13 protein-coding genes are annotated in these 19,285 nt (G+C 50.3%); 7 read left to right on the top strand and 6 right to left on the bottom strand.

Going from position 1 to position 19,285, the window contains the following annotated elements; all coding sequences use genetic code 11:
- Nucleotides 1-64 precede the first annotated feature (64 nt).
- Genes xdhA through ACXAGR_RS16115 form a run of 7 tightly spaced genes read left to right on the top strand, consistent with a single transcriptional unit; the run spans nucleotide 65 to nucleotide 8,053 of the window.
- The gene (gene xdhA, locus ACXAGR_RS16145; RefSeq protein WP_474844405.1) at nucleotides 65-1,504 is read left to right on the top strand and encodes a xanthine dehydrogenase small subunit; all 1,440 of its coding nucleotides are present in this window, start codon (nucleotides 65-67) and stop codon (nucleotides 1,502-1,504) included.
- On the top strand, nucleotides 1,497-3,854 hold the full coding sequence (gene xdhB, locus ACXAGR_RS16140; protein WP_474851269.1) for a xanthine dehydrogenase molybdopterin binding subunit: 2,358 nt from the start codon (nucleotides 1,497-1,499) through the stop codon (nucleotides 3,852-3,854). The genes xdhA and xdhB overlap by 8 nt, the downstream gene beginning before the upstream one ends.
- Complete coding sequence (gene xdhC / locus ACXAGR_RS16135; RefSeq protein ID WP_474851267.1) at nucleotides 3,851-4,702, top strand: xanthine dehydrogenase accessory protein XdhC; 852 nt, start codon at nucleotides 3,851-3,853, stop codon at nucleotides 4,700-4,702. The genes xdhB and xdhC overlap by 4 nt, the downstream gene beginning before the upstream one ends.
- Nucleotides 4,699-5,205, top strand: a complete 507-nt coding sequence (uraD, locus tag ACXAGR_RS16130) for a 2-oxo-4-hydroxy-4-carboxy-5-ureidoimidazoline decarboxylase (protein ID WP_474851265.1) — start codon at nucleotides 4,699-4,701, stop codon at nucleotides 5,203-5,205. Before xdhC ends, uraD begins: the two co-directional genes overlap by 4 nt.
- Before the next feature lie 9 nt (nucleotides 5,206-5,214).
- A complete protein-coding gene (gene uraH / locus ACXAGR_RS16125; RefSeq protein WP_474844409.1) occupies nucleotides 5,215-5,538 on the top strand; it encodes a hydroxyisourate hydrolase in 324 nt (107 codons plus the stop codon).
- Between the two features lie 11 nt (nucleotides 5,539-5,549).
- The gene (gene guaD / locus ACXAGR_RS16120; RefSeq protein ID WP_474844531.1) at nucleotides 5,550-6,842 is read left to right on the top strand and encodes a guanine deaminase; all 1,293 of its coding nucleotides are present in this window, start codon (nucleotides 5,550-5,552) and stop codon (nucleotides 6,840-6,842) included.
- Nucleotides 6,843-6,844: 2 nt separating this feature from the next.
- Nucleotides 6,845-8,053 (top strand): urate hydroxylase PuuD, encoded by a 1,209-nt coding sequence (locus ACXAGR_RS16115; protein WP_474851264.1) that lies wholly within the window; start codon nucleotides 6,845-6,847, stop codon nucleotides 8,051-8,053.
- A 17-nt stretch (nucleotides 8,054-8,070) separates the two neighbouring features.
- Here the strand turns inward: ACXAGR_RS16115 and ACXAGR_RS16110 are convergent, their stop codons facing one another.
- From ACXAGR_RS16110 to ACXAGR_RS16085, 6 genes are all read right to left on the bottom strand, one after another.
- Entirely contained in the window at nucleotides 8,071-8,637 is a 567-nt protein-coding gene (locus tag ACXAGR_RS16110) for a GDSL-type esterase/lipase family protein (protein WP_474851263.1), read from the bottom strand.
- A gap of 4 nt (nucleotides 8,638-8,641) precedes the next feature.
- A complete protein-coding gene (locus tag ACXAGR_RS16105; RefSeq protein ID WP_474851262.1) occupies nucleotides 8,642-8,845 on the bottom strand; it encodes a hypothetical protein in 204 nt (67 codons plus the stop codon).
- Nucleotides 8,846-8,847: 2 nt separating this feature from the next.
- Entirely contained in the window at nucleotides 8,848-11,772 is a 2,925-nt protein-coding gene (locus ACXAGR_RS16100) for a glycoside hydrolase family 31 protein (RefSeq protein WP_474851261.1), read from the bottom strand.
- A 57-nt stretch (nucleotides 11,773-11,829) separates the two neighbouring features.
- The gene (locus ACXAGR_RS16095; protein WP_474851260.1) at nucleotides 11,830-13,524 is read right to left on the bottom strand and encodes a DUF5597 domain-containing protein; all 1,695 of its coding nucleotides are present in this window, start codon (nucleotides 13,522-13,524) and stop codon (nucleotides 11,830-11,832) included.
- 95 nt (nucleotides 13,525-13,619) lie between these two features.
- Nucleotides 13,620-16,478, bottom strand: a complete 2,859-nt coding sequence (locus ACXAGR_RS16090) for a TonB-dependent receptor (RefSeq protein WP_474851259.1) — start codon at nucleotides 16,476-16,478, stop codon at nucleotides 13,620-13,622.
- Nucleotides 16,479-16,539: 61 nt separating this feature from the next.
- Entirely contained in the window at nucleotides 16,540-18,990 is a 2,451-nt protein-coding gene (locus ACXAGR_RS16085; RefSeq protein ID WP_474851258.1) for a glycoside hydrolase family 95 protein, read from the bottom strand.
- Between the last annotated feature and the right edge of the window lie 295 nt (nucleotides 18,991-19,285).

Below are 19,285 nucleotides of genomic sequence, written 5' to 3'. Positions count from 1 at the left end.
TTTTAATTTAGAATACAGATATAGTAATGCATTCAAGCATTTTGAAATCTACATGGAGTTCGGTATGGTCCGTTTTCTGTTGAACAATGAACCTGTCGAATTGCAGGTGAGCAACCCGAATATGACGGTGCTGAATTACCTTAGGGAACAGCAACGAAAAACGGGGACAAAAGAAGGCTGTGCAGCCGGCGACTGCGGCGCCTGTACGGTAGTGGTTGCCAGTCCTTCAGACGATGGTAACAGCCTTAACTACACCACCATCAACAGCTGTATAGCGCTGATGTCTTCGCTGCACGGAAAACAGCTTATCACCGTAGAAGATTTGGCCTCTTTGCAAGCACAGCATCCTGTTCAGACTGCGATGGTGAAACATAATGGTTCCCAGTGCGGCTTCTGCACGCCGGGTTTTGTGATGTCGGCCTTTGCTTTTTACCATTCTGATAATGCTCCCGAACGGGAAAATGTGATAGACGCCTTATCCGGAAATCTTTGCCGGTGTACAGGTTACCGTCCCATTATTGATGCCACCATTGATGCCTGTTCAAATAAAACCGCAGACAAGTTCGATGCACAACAGGCAACAACCCTTGCCAGGTTAAATGCGCTTAGCCGGGAAGACGTCACAGAGGACAGTCAGTTACTTATGCCTGACAGCCGCGAAGCATTGAAAAAAGCCATTGCCGGCAACCCGGATGCAACGCTGGTTGCCGGCAGTACCGACCTGGCCCTTGAGATCACGCAAAAGCATCAGTCTTTCAAAACACTCATCAGTTTAAGTCAGATGCGTTGCCTGCAGGAGGTTGACGTTACCGAATCGCATATCATTATCGGCGCGGCTGTGCCTTTGTCCCGGGCAATGAAAACGCTGGTGAGCCACTATCCGGCATTAGAGGAATTATTCACCCGTTTTGCTTCTCTGCCTGTGCGTAATCAGGCAACCATGGGCGGAAACGTTGCTAACGCTTCCCCCATCGGCGATACACCGCCACTGCTGCTGGCGCTGAACGCTGATATTGTAGCGGATAATGGCAGCGAAACCCGCAGCATTCCGGCAAACGCTTTTTTTACCGGCTACCGCCAAACTGCACTGCAAAGCAATGAATGGATCAGCGCCATTCATATCCCCTTACCTCAGCCGGACCAGCATCTGGCTGCGTATAAAATCTCGAAGCGGATGGAAGATGATATTTCCGCCGTGCTTGCCGTATTTAACGTGGGGATCAGCGATGGTGTGATCACCTCTGTTACCAGCGGATTCGGTGGTGTGGCAGCCACACCTGTGGAGTGTACCGCTTTAGCGGCGTCTCTGGTGGGTAAGCCCTGGCGCGACGCACAAACACTGTCAGAGGGGAAAAATCTTTTGACGCACGCTTTTAATCCTATTGATGATATACGCGCTACGGCAGCATACAGAAAGCAGGTCTTGGGCAATTTATGGCACCGGTTCTGGCTGGAGAATCAGCAGGACAACCTTATTCCGACGCGGGTGGTACATCATGCGTAAACTCATTCAAACCCCGGCTGTTGCAGACGCCCGTCAGGCACCGGCATCCAGTCCGTTAGGTAAAAACAAAGCACATGAAAGTGCAGAACGTCAGGTAAGCGGTCAGGCAAGGTATGTGGACGATATGCCCGAACCGGCCAATACCGCGTACGCAGCCATCGGCGTAAGCAACTGCGCTGCCGGTGAAATTGAACATATTGATTTACAGGCCGTCCGTGACAGCGAAGGTGTTATTGATGTCATTACCGTCAGCGATGTACCCGGACATACTGATATCGCGCCGGTATTTGACGGCGACCCTGTGCTTGCAGACAAGCAAATCCTGTTTCACGGCCAGCCTGTTTTTGCAGTATTAGCCACAACCACAGAGCTTGCCCGGCGTGCAGCACTTAAGGGCACCATTACTGTGAAGCCGGGATCTGCTGTGCTGTCAGTGGATGAAGCCCTTGAGAAACAGTCCTTTGTGCGCCCTACCCATGCTTTCGGTAACCCGGACGCCATCCATACGGTCAACGCTTCACCTTACAAAGTGTCCGGCAGCCTGAACATTGGTGGTCAGGAACACATGTATCTGGAAGGTCAGGTCTCACTGGCTGTGCCGGAAGAAGAAGATCGCATGATGATTTACACCTCCAGCCAGCATCCAAGCGAAGTGCAAAAACTGGTGGCAGAAGTGCTGGGTGTAAAGCTTCACCGGGTGACGGTTGATATGCGCAGAATGGGTGGCGGTTTTGGTGGTAAAGAAAGCCAGGCCGCACAATGGGCGTGCATCGCCGCTATTCTTGCGCAGCGCAATCAGCGCGCAGTGAAATGCCGCCTGCCCCGTTCACAGGACATGAGTGTCACCGGCAAACGCCACCCCTTTGAAAACCGCTGGCAGACCGGTTTTGATGAAGCCGGCATTATTCAGGGCGCAGATATCACTGTTAACGGCAACTGCGGTTACAGTGCTGATTTGTCTGATGCCATTGTCGACCGCGCCATGTTTCATGTGGATAACGGCTATTTTTTAGGTGACAGTCATGTTGTTGGTCACCGCCTGAAAACTTCTTATGTATCCCATACCGCTTACCGGGGATTTGGCGGTCCTCAGGGCATGATTGTGGCCGAAGCCATGATAGATGGTATCGCCAGAACCCTAAAAGAAGACCCGCTCACTATCCGCAAGCGTAACCTCTATGCCAAAGCGTCGGGTAATATCACCCCTTACGGCATGGATATTGGCGATAATCTGCTACCGGAAATGATTGGCCAACTGGAAACATCTTGTGAATACTGGCAGCGCAGAGAAGCGATCACCGGTTTTAATCAGTCCAGTCCGGTAATAAAAAAAGGACTGGCTCTGACGCCGGTGAAATTTGGTATTTCGTTTACAGCCAAACACCTGAATCAGGCCGGTGCGCTGGTGCATATTTATACCGATGGCAGCGTCCAGGTCAATCATGGCGGTACGGAAATGGGCCAGGGACTTCACACCAAAATTGCCCAGATTGCAGCCCATGAATTTGGTATCGATCTCGCTGATATTGAAGTTACCGCTACACGCACTGATAAGGTGCCGAATACCTCACCTACTGCCGCATCATCGGGCACCGATTTGAACGGTAAAGCCGTACAAAACGCTTGTCTTGAGTTAAAAGCCAGACTGGTTTCCTTTTGGGCAAAACAAAAGGGCCTGCCAGCAGAAGAGGCAGTGTTCGCCGACGGGCACCTGATACTGGGTGATGAGCGTATTGCATTTTCAGAGCTCATTCAGGCGGCTTACATTGGCCGGGTTTCTCTGTCTTCAACGGGCTATTACAAAACCCCTAAAATTTTCTACGACCGCGCCACAGGTTCCGGTCGTCCTTTCTTTTATTTTGCTTATGGTGTTGCCGCATCAGAAGTCTCCGTTGATACCCTCACCGGAGAATACAAAGTGGACCGCGTAGATATTCTTCATGATGTGGGCGCCAGTCTGAATCCGGCTATCGACAAAGGCCAGATCGAAGGCGGCTTTATTCAGGGCATGGGCTGGCTGACATCGGAAGACCTGAAATGGGATAAAAAAGGTAGATTGCTGTCGAATAATATGGCGAACTACAAAATCCCTGCCATTGGTGATACACCGCCGGTGATGAACGTGGATTTATTCGACCGTCCTAACGACGAAGACAGTATTTATCATTCAAAAGCGGTGGGCGAGCCCCCCTTTATGTTGGCAATATCGGTGTGGTGTGCGTTGAAAGATGCCATTTCATCACTCAGTGATTACACCGTTGACCCTGTTCTGCCGGTGCCTGCTACCCCGGAAAATGTGCTCAATGCCATTACTGCTTTGCAGCAGGCTGAAGCGGAGACATTATCATGAGACATCCCCGTAACTGGTATGATGCCGTAAGCTGGTGCCACCGGCATGCGCAGGGCTATGTACTGATCACTGTACTCACGGTGGCGGGTTCTGTGCCAAGAGAACAAGGCGCGAAAATGGTGGTTACCGGCGACCGTCAGTTCGATACCATCGGCGGTGGTCATCTGGAATTTGATGCGGTAAAAAAAGCCCGTACTTTTTTAGCCACCGGCCAGTCACAGCAACATATCGAATCCTACCCGCTTTCAAGTAAATTAGGGCAATGCTGCGGCGGAGCCGTTAAGGTGCTGTTTGAAATCAACGTCAGCCATTGTCAGACACTGGCCATTTTCGGTGCCGGACATGTCGCTCAGGCGCTGATCCCTGTTCTGGCACAACTGCCTCTGAATATTAAGTGGATAGACAGCCGCCCGGATGCCTTTGCAGAACTGGATGTGCCGCCAAACGTGACAATAGTCTGCGATCCCCAGCCAGAAGGTGAAATCCCCCTTCTTCCGGCCCAAAGCTGGCTGCTTATTCTTACTCACGATCATCAGTTGGATTATTTACTGGCAGAAACAGCGCTAAAGATAAATCAATTTCCTTATGTGGGCATGATTGGCTCTGACACAAAAGCCAGACGCTTTCGTACCAAACTCGCCCATCGCGGACTTGGCGAAGCTGCAGATAACCATTTTGTGTCACCGGTAGGTAACCTGACTATTCCCGGCAAAACGCCCATAGAAGTTGCTGTGTCGGTCAGCGCTCAGATTATTGAACGCCTGCACAGCCGGCCGGCGCCCGTTGCACCTGACCTCACACAAAGCCGTACGCTGGAAAACGATAACAAGGATAACGTATCAGCATGAACGTAAACACGCTAAACGCCCTGCCCTGGCAGGACGCCATGCGCTGGTTTTCACAAACCTGTGCAGCAGAAAAATGGGCATCCATGATGACGGACAAACGCCCTTATTGTGATGTGGCCGATATACAAAATCACGGGAAGGCAGTCTGGGAAACCATGGAAAAGGACGATTTGTTGCAGGCATTTGCCGCCCACCCCATGATTGGTGACATTAATTCATTACGCAGCAAATATGCCAGCACCCGCGCTTTAGCTGCCGGAGAACAAAGCGGCACGGCTGACGCTGACGATGCCACACTTTTTGCACTGAAAGAAAAAAACGAAGCGTATCTGGCCAGGCACGGCTTTATTTTTATTATTTGTGCCTCAGGTCTGCCGGCAACAACTATGCTGGAGGCGCTGGAAAACAGGCTGAACAACAGCACGGAAGAAGAGCTTAAAAATGCCGCAGCAGAGCAGATTAAAATTACCTGCCTGCGTATCAGCAAAGCGATTAACAGTTAAGGAACGGTTATGATTTCTTTATCCAGTCATGTTCTGGACACCACATCAGGTAAACCCGTAAGCCAGTTACCACTGACACTGACTTTTCCCGACGGAAAACAGGTTAATGGCATGACTGACAGCGACGGTCGCTGTAAAAGCTGGGGTGACGCAGATTTCTCTCAGGGGACTTACTCACTACGGTTTCACTGCCGGGATTACCTGACGGAACAACACGGCGAAAGCTTTTACCCGTTTGTCGATATTGCTTTTACCATGCAGGAAAGTGGCGGTCATTATCATGTACCTCTGCTCATTTCACCCTTCGGCTTCAGCAGTTACCGGGGTAGTTAGTGAGTAATACGATTCAACTATTCCGTGCGAAGATACTGCATTTCCCGCAGCAAACAGATTCACCGCAACAGGATGCGGTGTGCTACCCCGACGGTGCTCTGGCGGTTCGAGACGAGCGGATCCTGGCTATTGGTAACTTTGCCGATGTAGTGTCCGACTACCCCGATGCCACATTGCACGATCACAAAAATCACTGGATCATGCCGGGTCTTATCGACAGCCATCTGCACTTTCCGCAAACAGAAATGCTGGCCTGTTATGGCGAACAGTTACTTACCTGGCTGGAAAATTACACCTTTCCCACCGAAAAGAAGTTCGCCGACCCCGACTATGCATCCGCGATGGCGGACGTATTTTTGCGTCAGCTTTTAAAAAACGGGACAACAACCGGCTTAGTTTACCCCACCGTGCACGCCGGTTCCGTTGATGCGCTTTTTGCTGCAGCATCAGCAAAAAATATGGCGATGGTAACCGGTAAGGTGTGTATGGATCAGAACAGTCCTGCCGGCCTCGCCGATTCGCCTCAGCAAGCGTATGAAGCATCACAGCAACTGATTTCATCCTGGCACAATAAAGGGCGTAATCTGTACGCGATTACCCCCAGATTTGCTCCCACCAGCAGCCGTGAGCAATTGTCTTTACTCGGGTCACTGGCCGCTGAACACAGCGACGTATTTATTCAGACCCATTTGTCTGAAAATCAGAAAGAAATTCAGTGGGTACAACAACTGTTTCCCGAACGTAACGGCTATCTGGACGTATATGACCATTATGGTCTGGTGCGTGAGCGCAGCGTGTTCGGACATTGTCTTCACCTGACAGAGCAGGAATGGCAACGCATGGCAGACGCGCGGGCGACTATCGCCTTCTGCCCCACGTCGAACCTGTTTTTGGGCAGTGGCTTGTTTGATTATCAAAAAGCGAAGAGCTTGAAAGTCCCCGTTACCCTGGCCACTGATGTGGGCGCAGGCACAACCTTTAACCTGTTCAGAACCTACGGTGAAGCCTACAAAGTGTGTCAGATGCAGCAACAGGCATTGTGCCCTTTAACCGGTTTATACCTGATGACCCAAGGTGCAGCCGTGGCACATAAACTTCAGCACGAAATTGGCAATTTAAACCCCGGCACTTTCGCCGATTTTATTATTGTCGACCCCGCCTTTGATGAATTGACGTCCCACCGGTTACATGACCGTGATACCGCAGAAGAGGTGCTGTTTGCACTGTCCATGCTCGGTGATGACCGGATGATAATAGAAACACGGGTTGCCGGCACTGCGCAATACCGCAAAGAGGAGAGATAAGTATGGAAGGACTCGACTGGTTATCCCTTTTTGTCCGCTGGTTTCACGTGATTGCAGGCGTTGCCTGGATTGGCGCATCGTTTTATTTTATCTGGTTAGATAACAGTTTGCGCACACCACCTGAATGGAAGCAGGAAAAAGGTATTAAGGGCGATCTCTGGGCGATACATGGCGGCGGCTTTTATGAAGTCGCTAAATATGCCTATGGCCCTGAAAGCATGCCTGCGACATTACACTGGTTTAAATGGGAAGCCTATACTACCTGGTTAAGTGGCTTTGCCCTGCTAATCATCGTTTATTACTTCGGCGCGTCTGCCTATCTTATCGATCCGTCAGTAAATGCACTGAGTCCGCAAACGGCAATTTTGTCGGGCCTCGGGATCATTTTTGGCGGGCTGGCCCTGTATGAACTGGCATGCCGCAGTCCGCTGGCTAAATCGCCCAAACTGTTTGCACTGTTTCTTATCATGATGATTTGCTTTGCCAGCTGGCTGACCACCCAGCTGTTCAGTGGCCGGGGCGCTTATATTCATGTAGGCGCACTGGTGGGCACCATCATGGTGGCAAATGTATTTTTAAACATCATGCCCAATCAACGAAAAATGGTTGCAGCGGTGGCAGCAAAAGGTGAAATCGACCCTGCCTGGGGCGCCAGCGCAAAATTACGCTCTGTACACAACAACTACCTGACGTTGCCGTTACTGTTCATTATGATCAGCAACCACTATCCGATGACATATCAGCATCCGCAAAACTGGCTGGTACTCATTGCCATCATGGCCCTGTCTGCCTGGATAAGACACTTTTTTAATTTGAAACATCAGGACATTAAAAAGCCGTCTATTCTGGTATCCGGTGCGGCGGGCATGTTGTTACTGGCAATTTGGGTATCTATGCCCGTCAGCCAGCAGGAAAACAGGGCAGCGGCTTCAGCGCCACAGAATGACCAGACGGCACTGTCTGCTGATGACAAAGCCGTTCAGACGCTTATTACCACGCATTGTACCAGTTGCCATGCTTCAAGCCCCACAGATGATATTTTCAAGGTTGCACCTCTGGGAGTGAAATTTGACAGCTGGCAGGATGTTAAGCGTTATGCGCCGCAAATTTATCAGCGCTCAGCCGTAAGTAAAGACATGCCCTTTATGAATAAAACCGGCATGACAGACGAAGAACGTCAGGTCATTGCTAAATGGTTCAAAGCGCAATAAAGCAAAACGCCCGCTTTTCAGCGGGCGTAGTTCAAATCCTTCTTTTTCAGCGCAGAAAACCAGGGAACAAGCGCCTGTGCCCAAAGCCGGTATCCGGCTTCATTCGGGTGGAGTAAATCGGGCATAATAACTTTACTCAATATATCGTCTTCGCTCAAAAAAACATTGTTAATATTGATGTAGGAAACGCCTTTTTCTTTAGCAAGATCTTTCAGAAGACCGTTTGTTTTCTGATTATTAATCCGTTCGGGAGACGTGGCATTTTCTCCCCTTGGAAATATGCCGGTAAGTAAGACAGCACTGTCCGGCATTTTCTGCTTTATCCGGTCAATAATGTGACTTATACCACGGGCAATATGTTCCGGTGGTTCCATCCGGTGACCCGTATTGTTGGTGCCGATCATAACGACGGTGATGGCCGGCGACAGGCCGTCTAATTCACCCTGTTCAATGCGCCAAAGCACATTTTTTGTTCTGTCACCGCCGAACCCCAGATTTAACGTGGGAACATCCGGAAAATACTCTTTCCAAACCGGTGCGCCCTTGTCTTCCCAGCCATGGGTAATTGAGTCGCCTATGCGCACAACCTCAGGCCGGATGACTGCTTTCCTGTGTAACGGTCACCCCGGGGATTTCAGTGGTGAGGCCGGATACCGCCACGCTCTTACCGCCGTTTTTTATCTGCAAATCGGATAACGAAAAGATGAGTTCTTCGGGAGCATCGTCAGCACTCCTTTGCGCCGCACAGGCACAAAGGAGCAGTACTCCGCTAAGACAAATTAGCGTCCGCATGGTTACTTCGTCCGTTCTACAGTAAGGGCATCACCGGAATAAGTGACAGTGACGTCCGGCTTCGCTTCGTAATTTAATAGGGTTTCACCTTCGGAAATAAACCTGACATGCCAGGTACGGGAAGTGACCATACTATCAAACTGCCCTTCACGTTTGCCGATGGTGAGCTTACCTTCACTGTCATCATACTCAATGCGGGTGTACGAATACGCCCCGTTCTCGTAGTCGTATGACTTGCCGTCGTCGTGATAGAGTTCAAATTCGCCGTCTGCACCGGTAAATACGTTTATGGTATAGGCGCCATCCGGCTTATCGTAAACATACTGAATGGCTTCACCCGCCGGAATAATTGATCCGGCTTTTACGTACAGCGGCATTTGCGTTAACGGCGCACTGGCAGTAACCGTTTGTCCGCCCTGATACGTTTCACCGGAGTAAAAGTCGTACCAGCTCACGCCTGCGGGCAGATAAACATCCCGCTCCCGCGCCTTGTACTCATACACAGGGTTAACCAGAATGGCCGGCCCGAACATGTAGGCATCATCGATATCCTGCGCTTTTTCATCTTCAGGGAAGTCCATCACAAGACCGCGCATTAAGGTACCGTCTTTATGGAACATATCCCCTGCCTGCGAATAAATATAAGGCATCAGGCGGTAGCGTAATTCGATGGTGGATATCAGTGCGTTGTACACTTCCGATCCTTCATCGGCCAGATTAAACACTTCCCTGAAAGGGTTTTGGCCGTGGGAGCGGAACAGCGGTACAAATGCGCCGAACTGGAACCAGCGCATATTCAGCTCCTGCCATTCCTGCTGATACTGTTCAGCCATTTCACTGTAGTGACCCACAATCACATCGCCGTTGTACCGGTAGTGATCTTCCGGTGTGAAGCCACCGATATCCATGGTCCAGTTCGGCATACCGGACAATCCTGTACCCACACCGGCTGCAATCTGCTCTTTAAGATTTGACCACCGCGGCACAGTGTCTCCGCTCCAGATGGCACTGCCCGTGCGCTGAATACCGCCGAATCCGCTGCGGGTAAGAATAAAACTGCGCTTGTCAGGGTCTGATTGCCGCTCACCTTCATACACGCCTTCGGCGTTTGCCAGCGCATAGGAGTTAAAATATTCAGCACCTGAACCTATCGCCAGCGGCGTCATGATTTCTTTTCGTTTGGTATACGACAGGTTCGAATGGATGTCCGGCTCGGACGCGTCAAGCCACCAGGCATCGATGCCCAGCACATTCAGATTTTCATCTAATTGCCGCCAGAAAATTGCCTGTGATTCTTCAGGGTAAGGGTCGTAAAACCCGTTCAGATACCCCTTCCCAATCCAGTCCAGATTGCCCTCCTGATCCACGTTCTTATTCAGCATGTAGCCTTTGGCATCCAGCTCTTTGTAATTGCCGGTGGTACTGTAGAATTTCGGCCAGACGGAAATCATGATATTGGCGTTTAGTGTATGAACTTCGTCAATCATGCCTTTAGGATCAGGGAAACGGGCCAAATCAAACTTATGACTCCCCCAGGCATCTTCCGGCCAGTAAGACCAGTCGAGCACAATATTATCAATGGGGATCTGCTTTTCACGGTAGGTTTTCAGCGCCCCTAACAGTTCATCCTGCGTTTTGTATCGCTCACGACTTTGCCAGAATCCATAGGCCCATTTTGGCAACATGACGGCTTTGCCGGTAAGTTTGCGGTACCCACTTATTACCTCGTCGGTGTTGTTACCGGCTACGATGTAATAGTCCAGCGACTTACCGGTTTCTGATGCCAGCGACAGGCTGTTCTCATCGGCCTTCGATTGAGGATTATTGTGTAACAGACGGAAGTATCCACCCTGCGAATCCCAGTCGACTTCAATGTCCACCTTTTCACCGGCGTTGAGCGTCATTTCAGTATTGTGAAACCAGGGATTCCAGTTCATCCGCCACCGGTCCAGCAGCTTTTCACCGTTTAAGGTCAGTTTGGCATAGCCGCTGGAGTACATACGGAACTTGTGAAGTCCGCTTTGCTTCGCGCTTATCTGCCCTTTCCACACTATCCGGGGCTGGCTGACATCACCAAGCTCTGCAGGAAATGGTATTTCCCGGGTGGTGTTGTGAGCAAGAAACTGATAATCAAGATCAGCTTCTGTGCGTTTAAGCAGCAATTTGTCTTTATCGTAGTAATAAGCGGTTAATCCCCCGGCGTTGCCGTCTTCATCATAAAGCGCAAAGCCTGCGTTCAGCGGCGCTGATTCCACCGGATTTCCGAACCGGGTAATGGCGGCGTTATCCCATAAAATCCCGTAATGTTTGGTAGAGACAACAAAGGGAATCGAGATTTGCAGGTTATGGGTGCTCAGCTCAACATTATCTCCGGCATGATTAATCTGGCCATCCTGATGCTGCCCTAACCCGTAAAAACCCTCATCAGAGCCGGTATTCCACTGCTGGTGAATAGCAAAATTGTACTTACCGGCACCGGCAGGATCAGCGGTCACCGGCGCAAATTCGCCGCTGTTAACACTCTTCAGCAATACCTCTCCGGCACGGTTTTTTACCACCAGATTACCGTCAGTCAGCGATACCGAGGCTGTCATCGCCTGCGTAGACAGAGTCACAGTACCGGCTGATTCTTTTATGTCGTAAGGGGTATTTCCCGCAGAGGCAGTCACCATCAGGCTCTCTGCAATCCGACTGAAATCGTCGTGTGGCAGCGCCGTGACGCGGATGATTCCTTCATCAAATACTTGTAAGCGCACGGCTTTAGCCTGCCCCTGAGCAGGCAAAACAAGCAGGCCGTGTTCTGTCGCCTGATAGCTTCCCGCGCGAACAACTTCAGCACTGCCGGTACTGTTTTCGCAGCCACTGAGTACGGTTGCTGACATTAACGCAACGGCCACACTGGCTGCAATTCGGTGTATTTTTTTCATGGTGTTATTCCTTTTACCTTTGTTCGTGGTTGCAAGGTATTCATAGTGACAAGGTGTTCATTCTTGCCAGGTGGTCATTTTTACTTTGAGAATATGCGGCTCATCGTTGAAATTTAGTCCCCAGTCAGTTTGATCGCCATTCCAGACCCGCTCAAATATCCAGTTACCTTGCTCGTCAAAATGGCCTTCTTCTACCCTTTCAATCATCACTGGGAGTGATGCGATTTCTTTTGACGGTGTAAAGGTGACGCGTGCACGCAGCGCAGTCACTAAAAACTCGTCGTCGGATAATTTAGCGATAAGTGCGCCACCGGACGCCGGATGATTTCCAGCAGGCGGGTCAATCCAGAACATGGGTCGTCCGTAGGACACTTCTGCATTCCAGTTTCCGAGATCCAGTTGCTGACTGTAGGCGGGAGACTCCTCTTTTGCTTGCGACACATTGGCATTCCACACTTTTTCATCTTTTGACGAGTCGTGAGGCTCTGCCACTCCCCAAACCTGATGTTCAAGACTGAGTTTTGCCCATACGCCGGACCATGACTGCATCAGCCCGTAAATTTCAGCGAAGGGAGCGATGGTGTCGTCGTTAACGGTTTTCGCGCCCAGCGGATAATTAGCATAACCAGTGTAATCCATGCCGAATGGCGCAAACCCGATCCCCTGATGCCCCAGGGTACTGAAAAAGTAGCGGGCATAGGGCTGGTCGTTACCAATCTCTGCCACAAACAAGGGGTTGTCTTCACGGCTGTACAATTCCAGCACCCGCTTTACCGTTTTATGGTCTCGAAAATAAATATCCGGTGAAATCATATCGATGTGCGGGGCACCGGCTTTCCAGACGTCGATGACATTGTCAGTGGGGCCGCCCATGGAATAGCCCGTGCCGGGATTGAAGGGATTTCTCAGCGCCACATTAACGTTCATGGGCAAAGGTTTAATTGCTTTACCGGCCTGTGCAATCACATCGACGTAACGGGCAATAGACCAGGCATGAAAGAATTCATCAGCGTCATCACCGAATACCTCAGGCCATGTACCCGGTTGTTTGTTCATCCGGGCCAGTAACGTGTCAGGGACAGGCTCATTAAAAAGAGAATTTGCTAACGGGGAGTAATCACGTTTTGAGCCGTAGGTGCCGGTTTCATTTTGCACCTGTACCATGATCACCTGATGGGCCGGATCATTATCGCGCAAATACGTCATCAGGGCTTTGAAAGCGCGCTTGTCCGCAGCCAGCGTGTGTTCGCCGTGAGGCGACAGAGAGTTCAGGGTTCGCCCGTCGCGTGTGATCACTCTGGGGAAACGCTGATTATTCAGTTTGATCCAGGCCGGCGCGTAATGAGGCGCGTTATTTTTCCAGGTGGCAAACCACAGCAATACCACTTTCACTTCCCGTTCTGCGGCCTGGCGGATCAGGATATTAAGGTAGCTGAAGTCGAAATGTCCTTCTTCCGGTTCGATTTGCTCCCACGCCACCGGAATACCCAGGGTGTTAGCATGCATGGCATCAACAACCGGCCACACTTTATCCAGCGCTGCGGGATAGTTAGCGGAATTATTCGTTTGCGCACCCAGCATCAGAAAAGGCTTACCATCGACGAGAAAGGCATGGCGGCCGTTTTGAGTGACCACTTGAGGTAAGTCGTGCCGGGATTGAGAAGCTGCGGCGGGCTTAACCCCCGCACTCTGGCAGGCACTTAGCGCACACATTGCACAAAGAAGAAGACCTGCAAAATAATAGATTTTCATAGTGTCCAAATATCAATTCAGGGTTGGGAAAAGCGTTGCACTGCACCGGCAGGTATTACCATTACAAAGCCGGTGCAGTGCGATACGCGCGGGTACTAGAAATTGCCCCGCAGGGACAGTGCATAACGGATGTCATTCACGTGATAAGCACTATAGTGATTACCCGGACCGTTCTGACGCATCTCGTTTTTAGTCACCGCATCATTGAGGTTGTTCGCTTCCAGAACCACGGCGTAATTGTCGTTGATACGATATGTCACAGAGCCGTCGAGGTAAGCAGTCGCCGCATTGAACAGCGGTAAGCCATAAGTGATGCCATTTTCCGTGCCGGTGAAACCATTTGCATTGGTTGCAATCAGGAATTCATCCCGCCAGTTGTAGGCCAGGCGTGCGGAAAACGGACCTTTCTCGTACATTAACACCAGGTTTGCCGCATTTTCCGACAAGCCTCTGAATGGCATGTCCCCGTAGCCGGAGCCGTCTGTATCCACCGGCTGAGAGCTTGAGTCAGCAGCAATTTCACTATCAATCCAGGTGTAGTTCATTTGCACGCCGAAGCCGTCAAAAGGTGCAGGAAGTGAGGAGAAGAAGTGATTTAACGACAGCTCGACACCCGTGATTTCAGCATCAGCACTGCTGACTGGCCAGCTGGCATTATAGGTATAGCCGCCAAATTCAACCTGAGACAATTGTGGCACCTGGTAGCCGGAGATATCCTTAGTAAACAATGCCACATAAGCAGAACTGTCTTCGGCGTAATACCATTCCAGAGACACATCAAACTGGTTGGACTCCATAGGGTCGAGATACGGATTTTGTGTGGAGTCCAGTGTCAGCACGTAATCTTCCACTTTAGGCGGATTACCGGCATTCTGGCTGGCCTCTCCTGCACTGGATAAATTTGCGTTCAGCACAATATTGGCGCCTAAATCTGCAAAATTTGGCCGCGCCATCGCTTTGGCGGCAGCAAAACGCAGCAGCAAATCATCGGTCAGCTCTACTTTTACGTTTAAGCTGGGAAGCCAGTTACTGTAATCGTGCTCCGCATCCATGGCGGTGAAAGCACCGTTGCCAAACAGCGCATTGTTCGGATATTGCAGATAACCATGAGCGGTATTTTCTGTTTTAACGTAACGCACGCCCACATTGCCCGACACGGGTTTGCCCAGTGCGTCAGTAAAGAAGTCGAGCATCACATAGGCGGCGGCCGTTTCCTCTGTCTGGTCATTGGTATACTGATCATCATTTAAATCACGGCGGTTCCAGTACGCCCAGGCAGACCAGTCTGCATACACGAACCGGTCCTGTAAGGCCTGAAAACTCTGCGGATAACCAAACGCAAAACTGGCATCAGGTGCATACACGTTTGCCGGCGCCGGCACATCACCACCAAAGAAGTTATCAAAGGAGTTCAGATTCAGCTCACTGACATCAGGGACAATATTCTCCTGCCCTTCCACAATTGCAGCCTGCAACCAGCTTGGTGCTAACGGACTCCAGTTGTAACCGGTATCGGCGTTATCAGACGATGTTTTGCTGTAGCGTGCACCAAACTTCACAGCTTCGAAAAAACCGTCAGATAAAAAGTACTGAATATCGATATCTGCCGCAGTCATATCCGCCTGGCGGTCGTACTGGTTATCCATGATGAAATTCCAGACGTAGTTGTCCTGGTTTCCCAGATAAGAAGCATCTGAGGTCACAGTGGGCAAGCTGCCGGTTAAATCGACATCAATGTAAGGCACACTTATTTGTGTGGCCACCGTGTTATCAAGCCCTGCAGAATCAGAACTTACCCGCTGCAGCGAAGTTTCCACCAGAAATTGCTCACCGGCGTAACGGTAACGCAGTGCGATATCTTCCGTTTTCGCCTGCTGGGAAGAGGCTCTCACATCGGCCCCCATGGGAATACCGCCATCCTGTACCAGCCGTCCTTTTTCCAGTACACCGCTGTCACTGAACTGTGCACCGCTTTCCACCTGCACACCATAGGGCCAGTTATCTACGAATATGGCATCCTCATTCCACTGCATATCATAATCGCTGGAAAAGTATGTCAGGGTAAATTCGTGTTTTTCAGACGGGGCATATTGCAGGGCCGCATAAGCGCCGTTACGTTCGCGGTTAAAATACATGGTACGCCAGTCTGCACCTCTGGGGACATAGACTGTTGACCCTTCGTATCCGGCAATGTCATCACGGTAGAAAAAAGGTCTTACGTACATGGAATCGTTACGGGTAGACAATTCAGAGACGGCAATATCAAACAAAAACCCGACTTTACCGGCAGAGGTATCCCAGTTGTTGGAATATAAAAATGAATAGCCCGGCTTGGTTTCTTTTATCACGTCGCCGTAGTTGGCACTGATATCAAACGCGACTTGCTGACCGTCGCGGTGAAAAGGCAGACGGGTTTCCAGATCAATCGTACCGGCAAGGCCGCCTTCAATCTGATCCGCCGACGGACTTTTGTACACATTCACAGCATTCAGCAGTTCAGGCGGCACATCACCAAAGCTCAGCGTCCGGCCCCCGTCAGCACTGAACGTTCCCCGTCCGTTCAGTTCTGACCGGACCTGGGTAAGGCCGCGCACAATCACACCGTTACCTTCCACCGAAAAGTGCTCGGGATCTCCTAACGACATGTAACGGTCGATAGCAACACCCGCCACCCTTTGCAAAGTTTCAGTGATACTGCGGTCAGGCAGTGCGCCGATATCATCAGCACTGATCCCGTCCATGATTTTATTGGAATTCATTTTAGTTGCCTGAGCGGAAATGACGCTGGCCCGCATGCCTTTTACTTCTATAACTTCCAGCGCTTCACTGTCTTCTTCCTCTGTGTCAGTCTGTGCCAGACCCGTGTCGGGACAGGCCAACCCTAAGGATGCCAGTAGAAAAGCGGTAAGTTTTGCGTGCTTAAACTGTTCAAGTCCTGAATGTGTAGTTTTCATATATTAAAAGTCCATGTTGCGTTGAACCATGCCACTGTTCAGCTCTTCGTGGCTATTGTTGTTACTCAGCAGCAGAAACGGCATACTCCTGCTGCGCTGAGGTGGTGAAACTAATAACGCCCTGCTCAGGCGACGTAAAAGTAACGTATTCTCCGTTAGCTGTTACTATAATCTTGTGGTCAAAACTGTCACAACGAATGCGGATTTCGCCGTCTGTGAAGGTTTTAATAATCGCTTTATTAAGGCGCCCGTCAGACCATTCCATACTGACTTCATGATTCCCCCGCGCCCTGAGGCCGGTTACTCTGCCCTTCTCCCACGCATCGGGCAGCGCTGGTAGTAAATGCAGTTCCCCCCTGTGACTTTGCAACAGCATTTCCGCAATACCAGCCGTTGCCCCAAAATTACCGTCGATCTGGAAGGGAGGATGAGAGCTCCACAGGTTGCTTAACGTGCTGTCCCGCAATTGTGCCTGCAATAATTTAAGGGCCCGGTTCCCGTCAGCAAGGCGGGCCCAAAAGTTGATTTTCCAGGCACGACTCCAGCCTGTGCCGGCATCACCTCTTGCGTTAAGTGATACCGCAGCGGCTTTCGCTAAGACCGGTGTATCAACCGGCGAGATATGATTGCCCGGATGCAATGCAAACAGGTGGGAGATATGACGGTGGCGGTTTTCCTTATCATCAATATCCTGACGCCATTCCTGCAACTGACCCCATTTACCAATCCGCAGACCGGGTTCGAGCCTTTCAAGTGCATTTTTTAATGCAGCGGCAAACTCCCTGTCTCCGACCTGTTCTGCAAGTCTTAGCGTGTTTGCAAACAGATCCGTGACGATTTGCTGAGACATAGCCGCACCGGCCGTAAAATCGCCTTGTTCCGGAGAATAAGAAGGAGAAATCAGTAGCGTGTCTGAATCCGCGCTTTCAACCAGGTTGTCCAGCCAGAACTGACTGGTTAATTTGAGAAGCGGCCAGGCCCGTTCTTTCAGGAAGCTTTCATCAGCATTGAATGCGACTTCTTCATAGAAGTGTCTTGCTATCCATGCAGCCGCCTCCGGTTGCCAGAATGCGGTGGGCCAGTCAATTAAACCCGATGACCCCCAGGGATTTGTATTCAGAAAGACCACCCAACCTGCTGCACCGAATAAGCTTCCGGCGGCTTCCCGTCCGGGTATAGTAAGGTTCTCTACAAAATCGAACAGCGGTGGCAGTGTTTCGGGCAGGTTTGTGGTGTGAGCCAGCCAGTAATTCATCTGTAAATTGATATTCAGATGATAGTCAGCACTCCAGGGAGCCTGAATGTCTTTATTCCATATACCCTGCAGGTTCGCCGGCAGCGAACCGGCTCTGGACGAGGCGATTAAAAGATAGCGACCATAGTGAAAATAGAGACTTTCCAGCGCGCGGTTCTGCGACTCATTTTTAGAAGGATAAGCCTTGAGCGCAGCTTTCAGTTCTCCGGTTTCACCATCGCCAAGATCGAGTTTGACGCGGTTAAACAAAGGCTGATAATCATTTAGGTGACGGGTTAGCAGCTCATCAAAAGTGAGGTTTTGAAGATGAGAAAGTTGCGAGGTGACTTTATCTTTTGCATGTCCCTGCCGGTAATCCGGGTGACGTAATGCATAATTGGTGACCGCGGTAAGCACAATGGTCACGACGTCAGCGTTTCTTACGCTGAATTCTGCGTCTGTCACATTTTTGGTGCCACCTTCATGCAAAATACGCATGCCGGCTGCAAATTCAAGCCCATTGTCTGTTAATGCTCCGCTGTAAAGTAACGTATCCAGACCGCTGCTCTCTGCCGACCAGGTTCTGTTTTCAGGAAAGCGTAACTTGCCGGATACGCTCAGCGCGCCTTTTTCAGATGCCGTCAGCCTGATGACAATGCTGTTGTCGGGATAAGTAACAAAATAATCTCTTTTGTAGTCAATTTTGTCTGCGGAATAACTCACTGTCGCCACAGCCGTATTTAAATCCAGACTGCGACGGTAATCGTGAATCTCCTGCGTCATGTCAGGAAACGACAGCACCAGATCAGCGAAGCTTTGATAGCTGCCATAGTCCGGCTGTTGATGGCCCAGTTTGCCAGCCACATAGTCAGGTGACAGCGAGCCTTTTCCCGTGATTTCTTTGACGACGGCTTCTACCTGCTCAGCATAACCGGATGTATCGTCAGGCAAGCCGGATTGATTCTGACCGTTTTTGCCGGGGCCACCTGTCCAGAGTGTTTTCTCATTAAACTGAATAACGTCTTCTTTTGCACCACCGGCAATGGTTGCACCGAGCAAACCATTGCCCAGAGGAAGCGACTCAGACTCCCAATCTTCACCGGGAGAATTAAAAATAAGGACTTCATGTTTGCTAATAGCGGTTTTATCCGGAGGGCTGACCGGCGAATTCTGCCCGTAGCTTAGCGACGAACCGGACGCAAAAAAGAAAGCGATGGCAACGGTGATGAACAGTAAACCATTATTTACTTTTTCTTTAAAGTCTTTTGCTTTTTTCATTTTATTTGCCAGAAACCCAAAACATAAAAGTCATCTTTGAACACGTATCGCCTTCATGTTGTTACCACGATCGGGATGCAATGTTTGTTTTTTGTTAATGGAGGTAAAACTAATGAGAATACTGGTCCTGAGATATCTGAAAACGCAAAAAAGCTAGCAATGTGCAAAAAACAGAAGAAATTGTGACAGAAAATATAACTATGTTTAGCATGTAAATATTCTTACATGTCGCACCCTTGCGCGCATTGACGAATGGTTGTGAGTTTGATTATATAAACCTATCCCTATTTGCAGA

Source organism: Alteromonas sp. ABH4_457, from assembly GCF_056160625.1.
This window is presented reverse-complemented; position numbering and strand designations above follow the sequence as displayed.

Coding starts and splice junctions, on each gene's coding strand:
- uraD (WP_474851265.1), top strand. CDS start 4,699: ATGAACGTAAACACGCTAAACGCCCTGCCCTGGCAGGACGCCATGCGC.
- ACXAGR_RS16105 (WP_474851262.1), bottom strand. CDS start 8,845: ATGCGGACGCTAATTTGTCTTAGCGGAGTACTGCTCCTTTGTGCCTGT.
- ACXAGR_RS16085 (WP_474851258.1), bottom strand. CDS start 18,990: ATGAAAAAAGCAAAAGACTTTAAAGAAAAAGTAAATAATGGTTTACTG.
- uraH (WP_474844409.1), top strand. CDS start 5,215: ATGATTTCTTTATCCAGTCATGTTCTGGACACCACATCAGGTAAACCC.
- ACXAGR_RS16095 (WP_474851260.1), bottom strand. CDS start 13,524: ATGAAAATCTATTATTTTGCAGGTCTTCTTCTTTGTGCAATGTGTGCG.
- ACXAGR_RS16100 (WP_474851261.1), bottom strand. CDS start 11,772: ATGAAAAAAATACACCGAATTGCAGCCAGTGTGGCCGTTGCGTTAATG.
- ACXAGR_RS16090 (WP_474851259.1), bottom strand. CDS start 16,478: ATGAAAACTACACATTCAGGACTTGAACAGTTTAAGCACGCAAAACTT.
- xdhC (WP_474851267.1), top strand. CDS start 3,851: ATGAGACATCCCCGTAACTGGTATGATGCCGTAAGCTGGTGCCACCGG.
- xdhB (WP_474851269.1), top strand. CDS start 1,497: ATGCGTAAACTCATTCAAACCCCGGCTGTTGCAGACGCCCGTCAGGCA.
- xdhA (WP_474844405.1), top strand. CDS start 65: ATGGTCCGTTTTCTGTTGAACAATGAACCTGTCGAATTGCAGGTGAGC.
- ACXAGR_RS16115 (WP_474851264.1), top strand. CDS start 6,845: ATGGAAGGACTCGACTGGTTATCCCTTTTTGTCCGCTGGTTTCACGTG.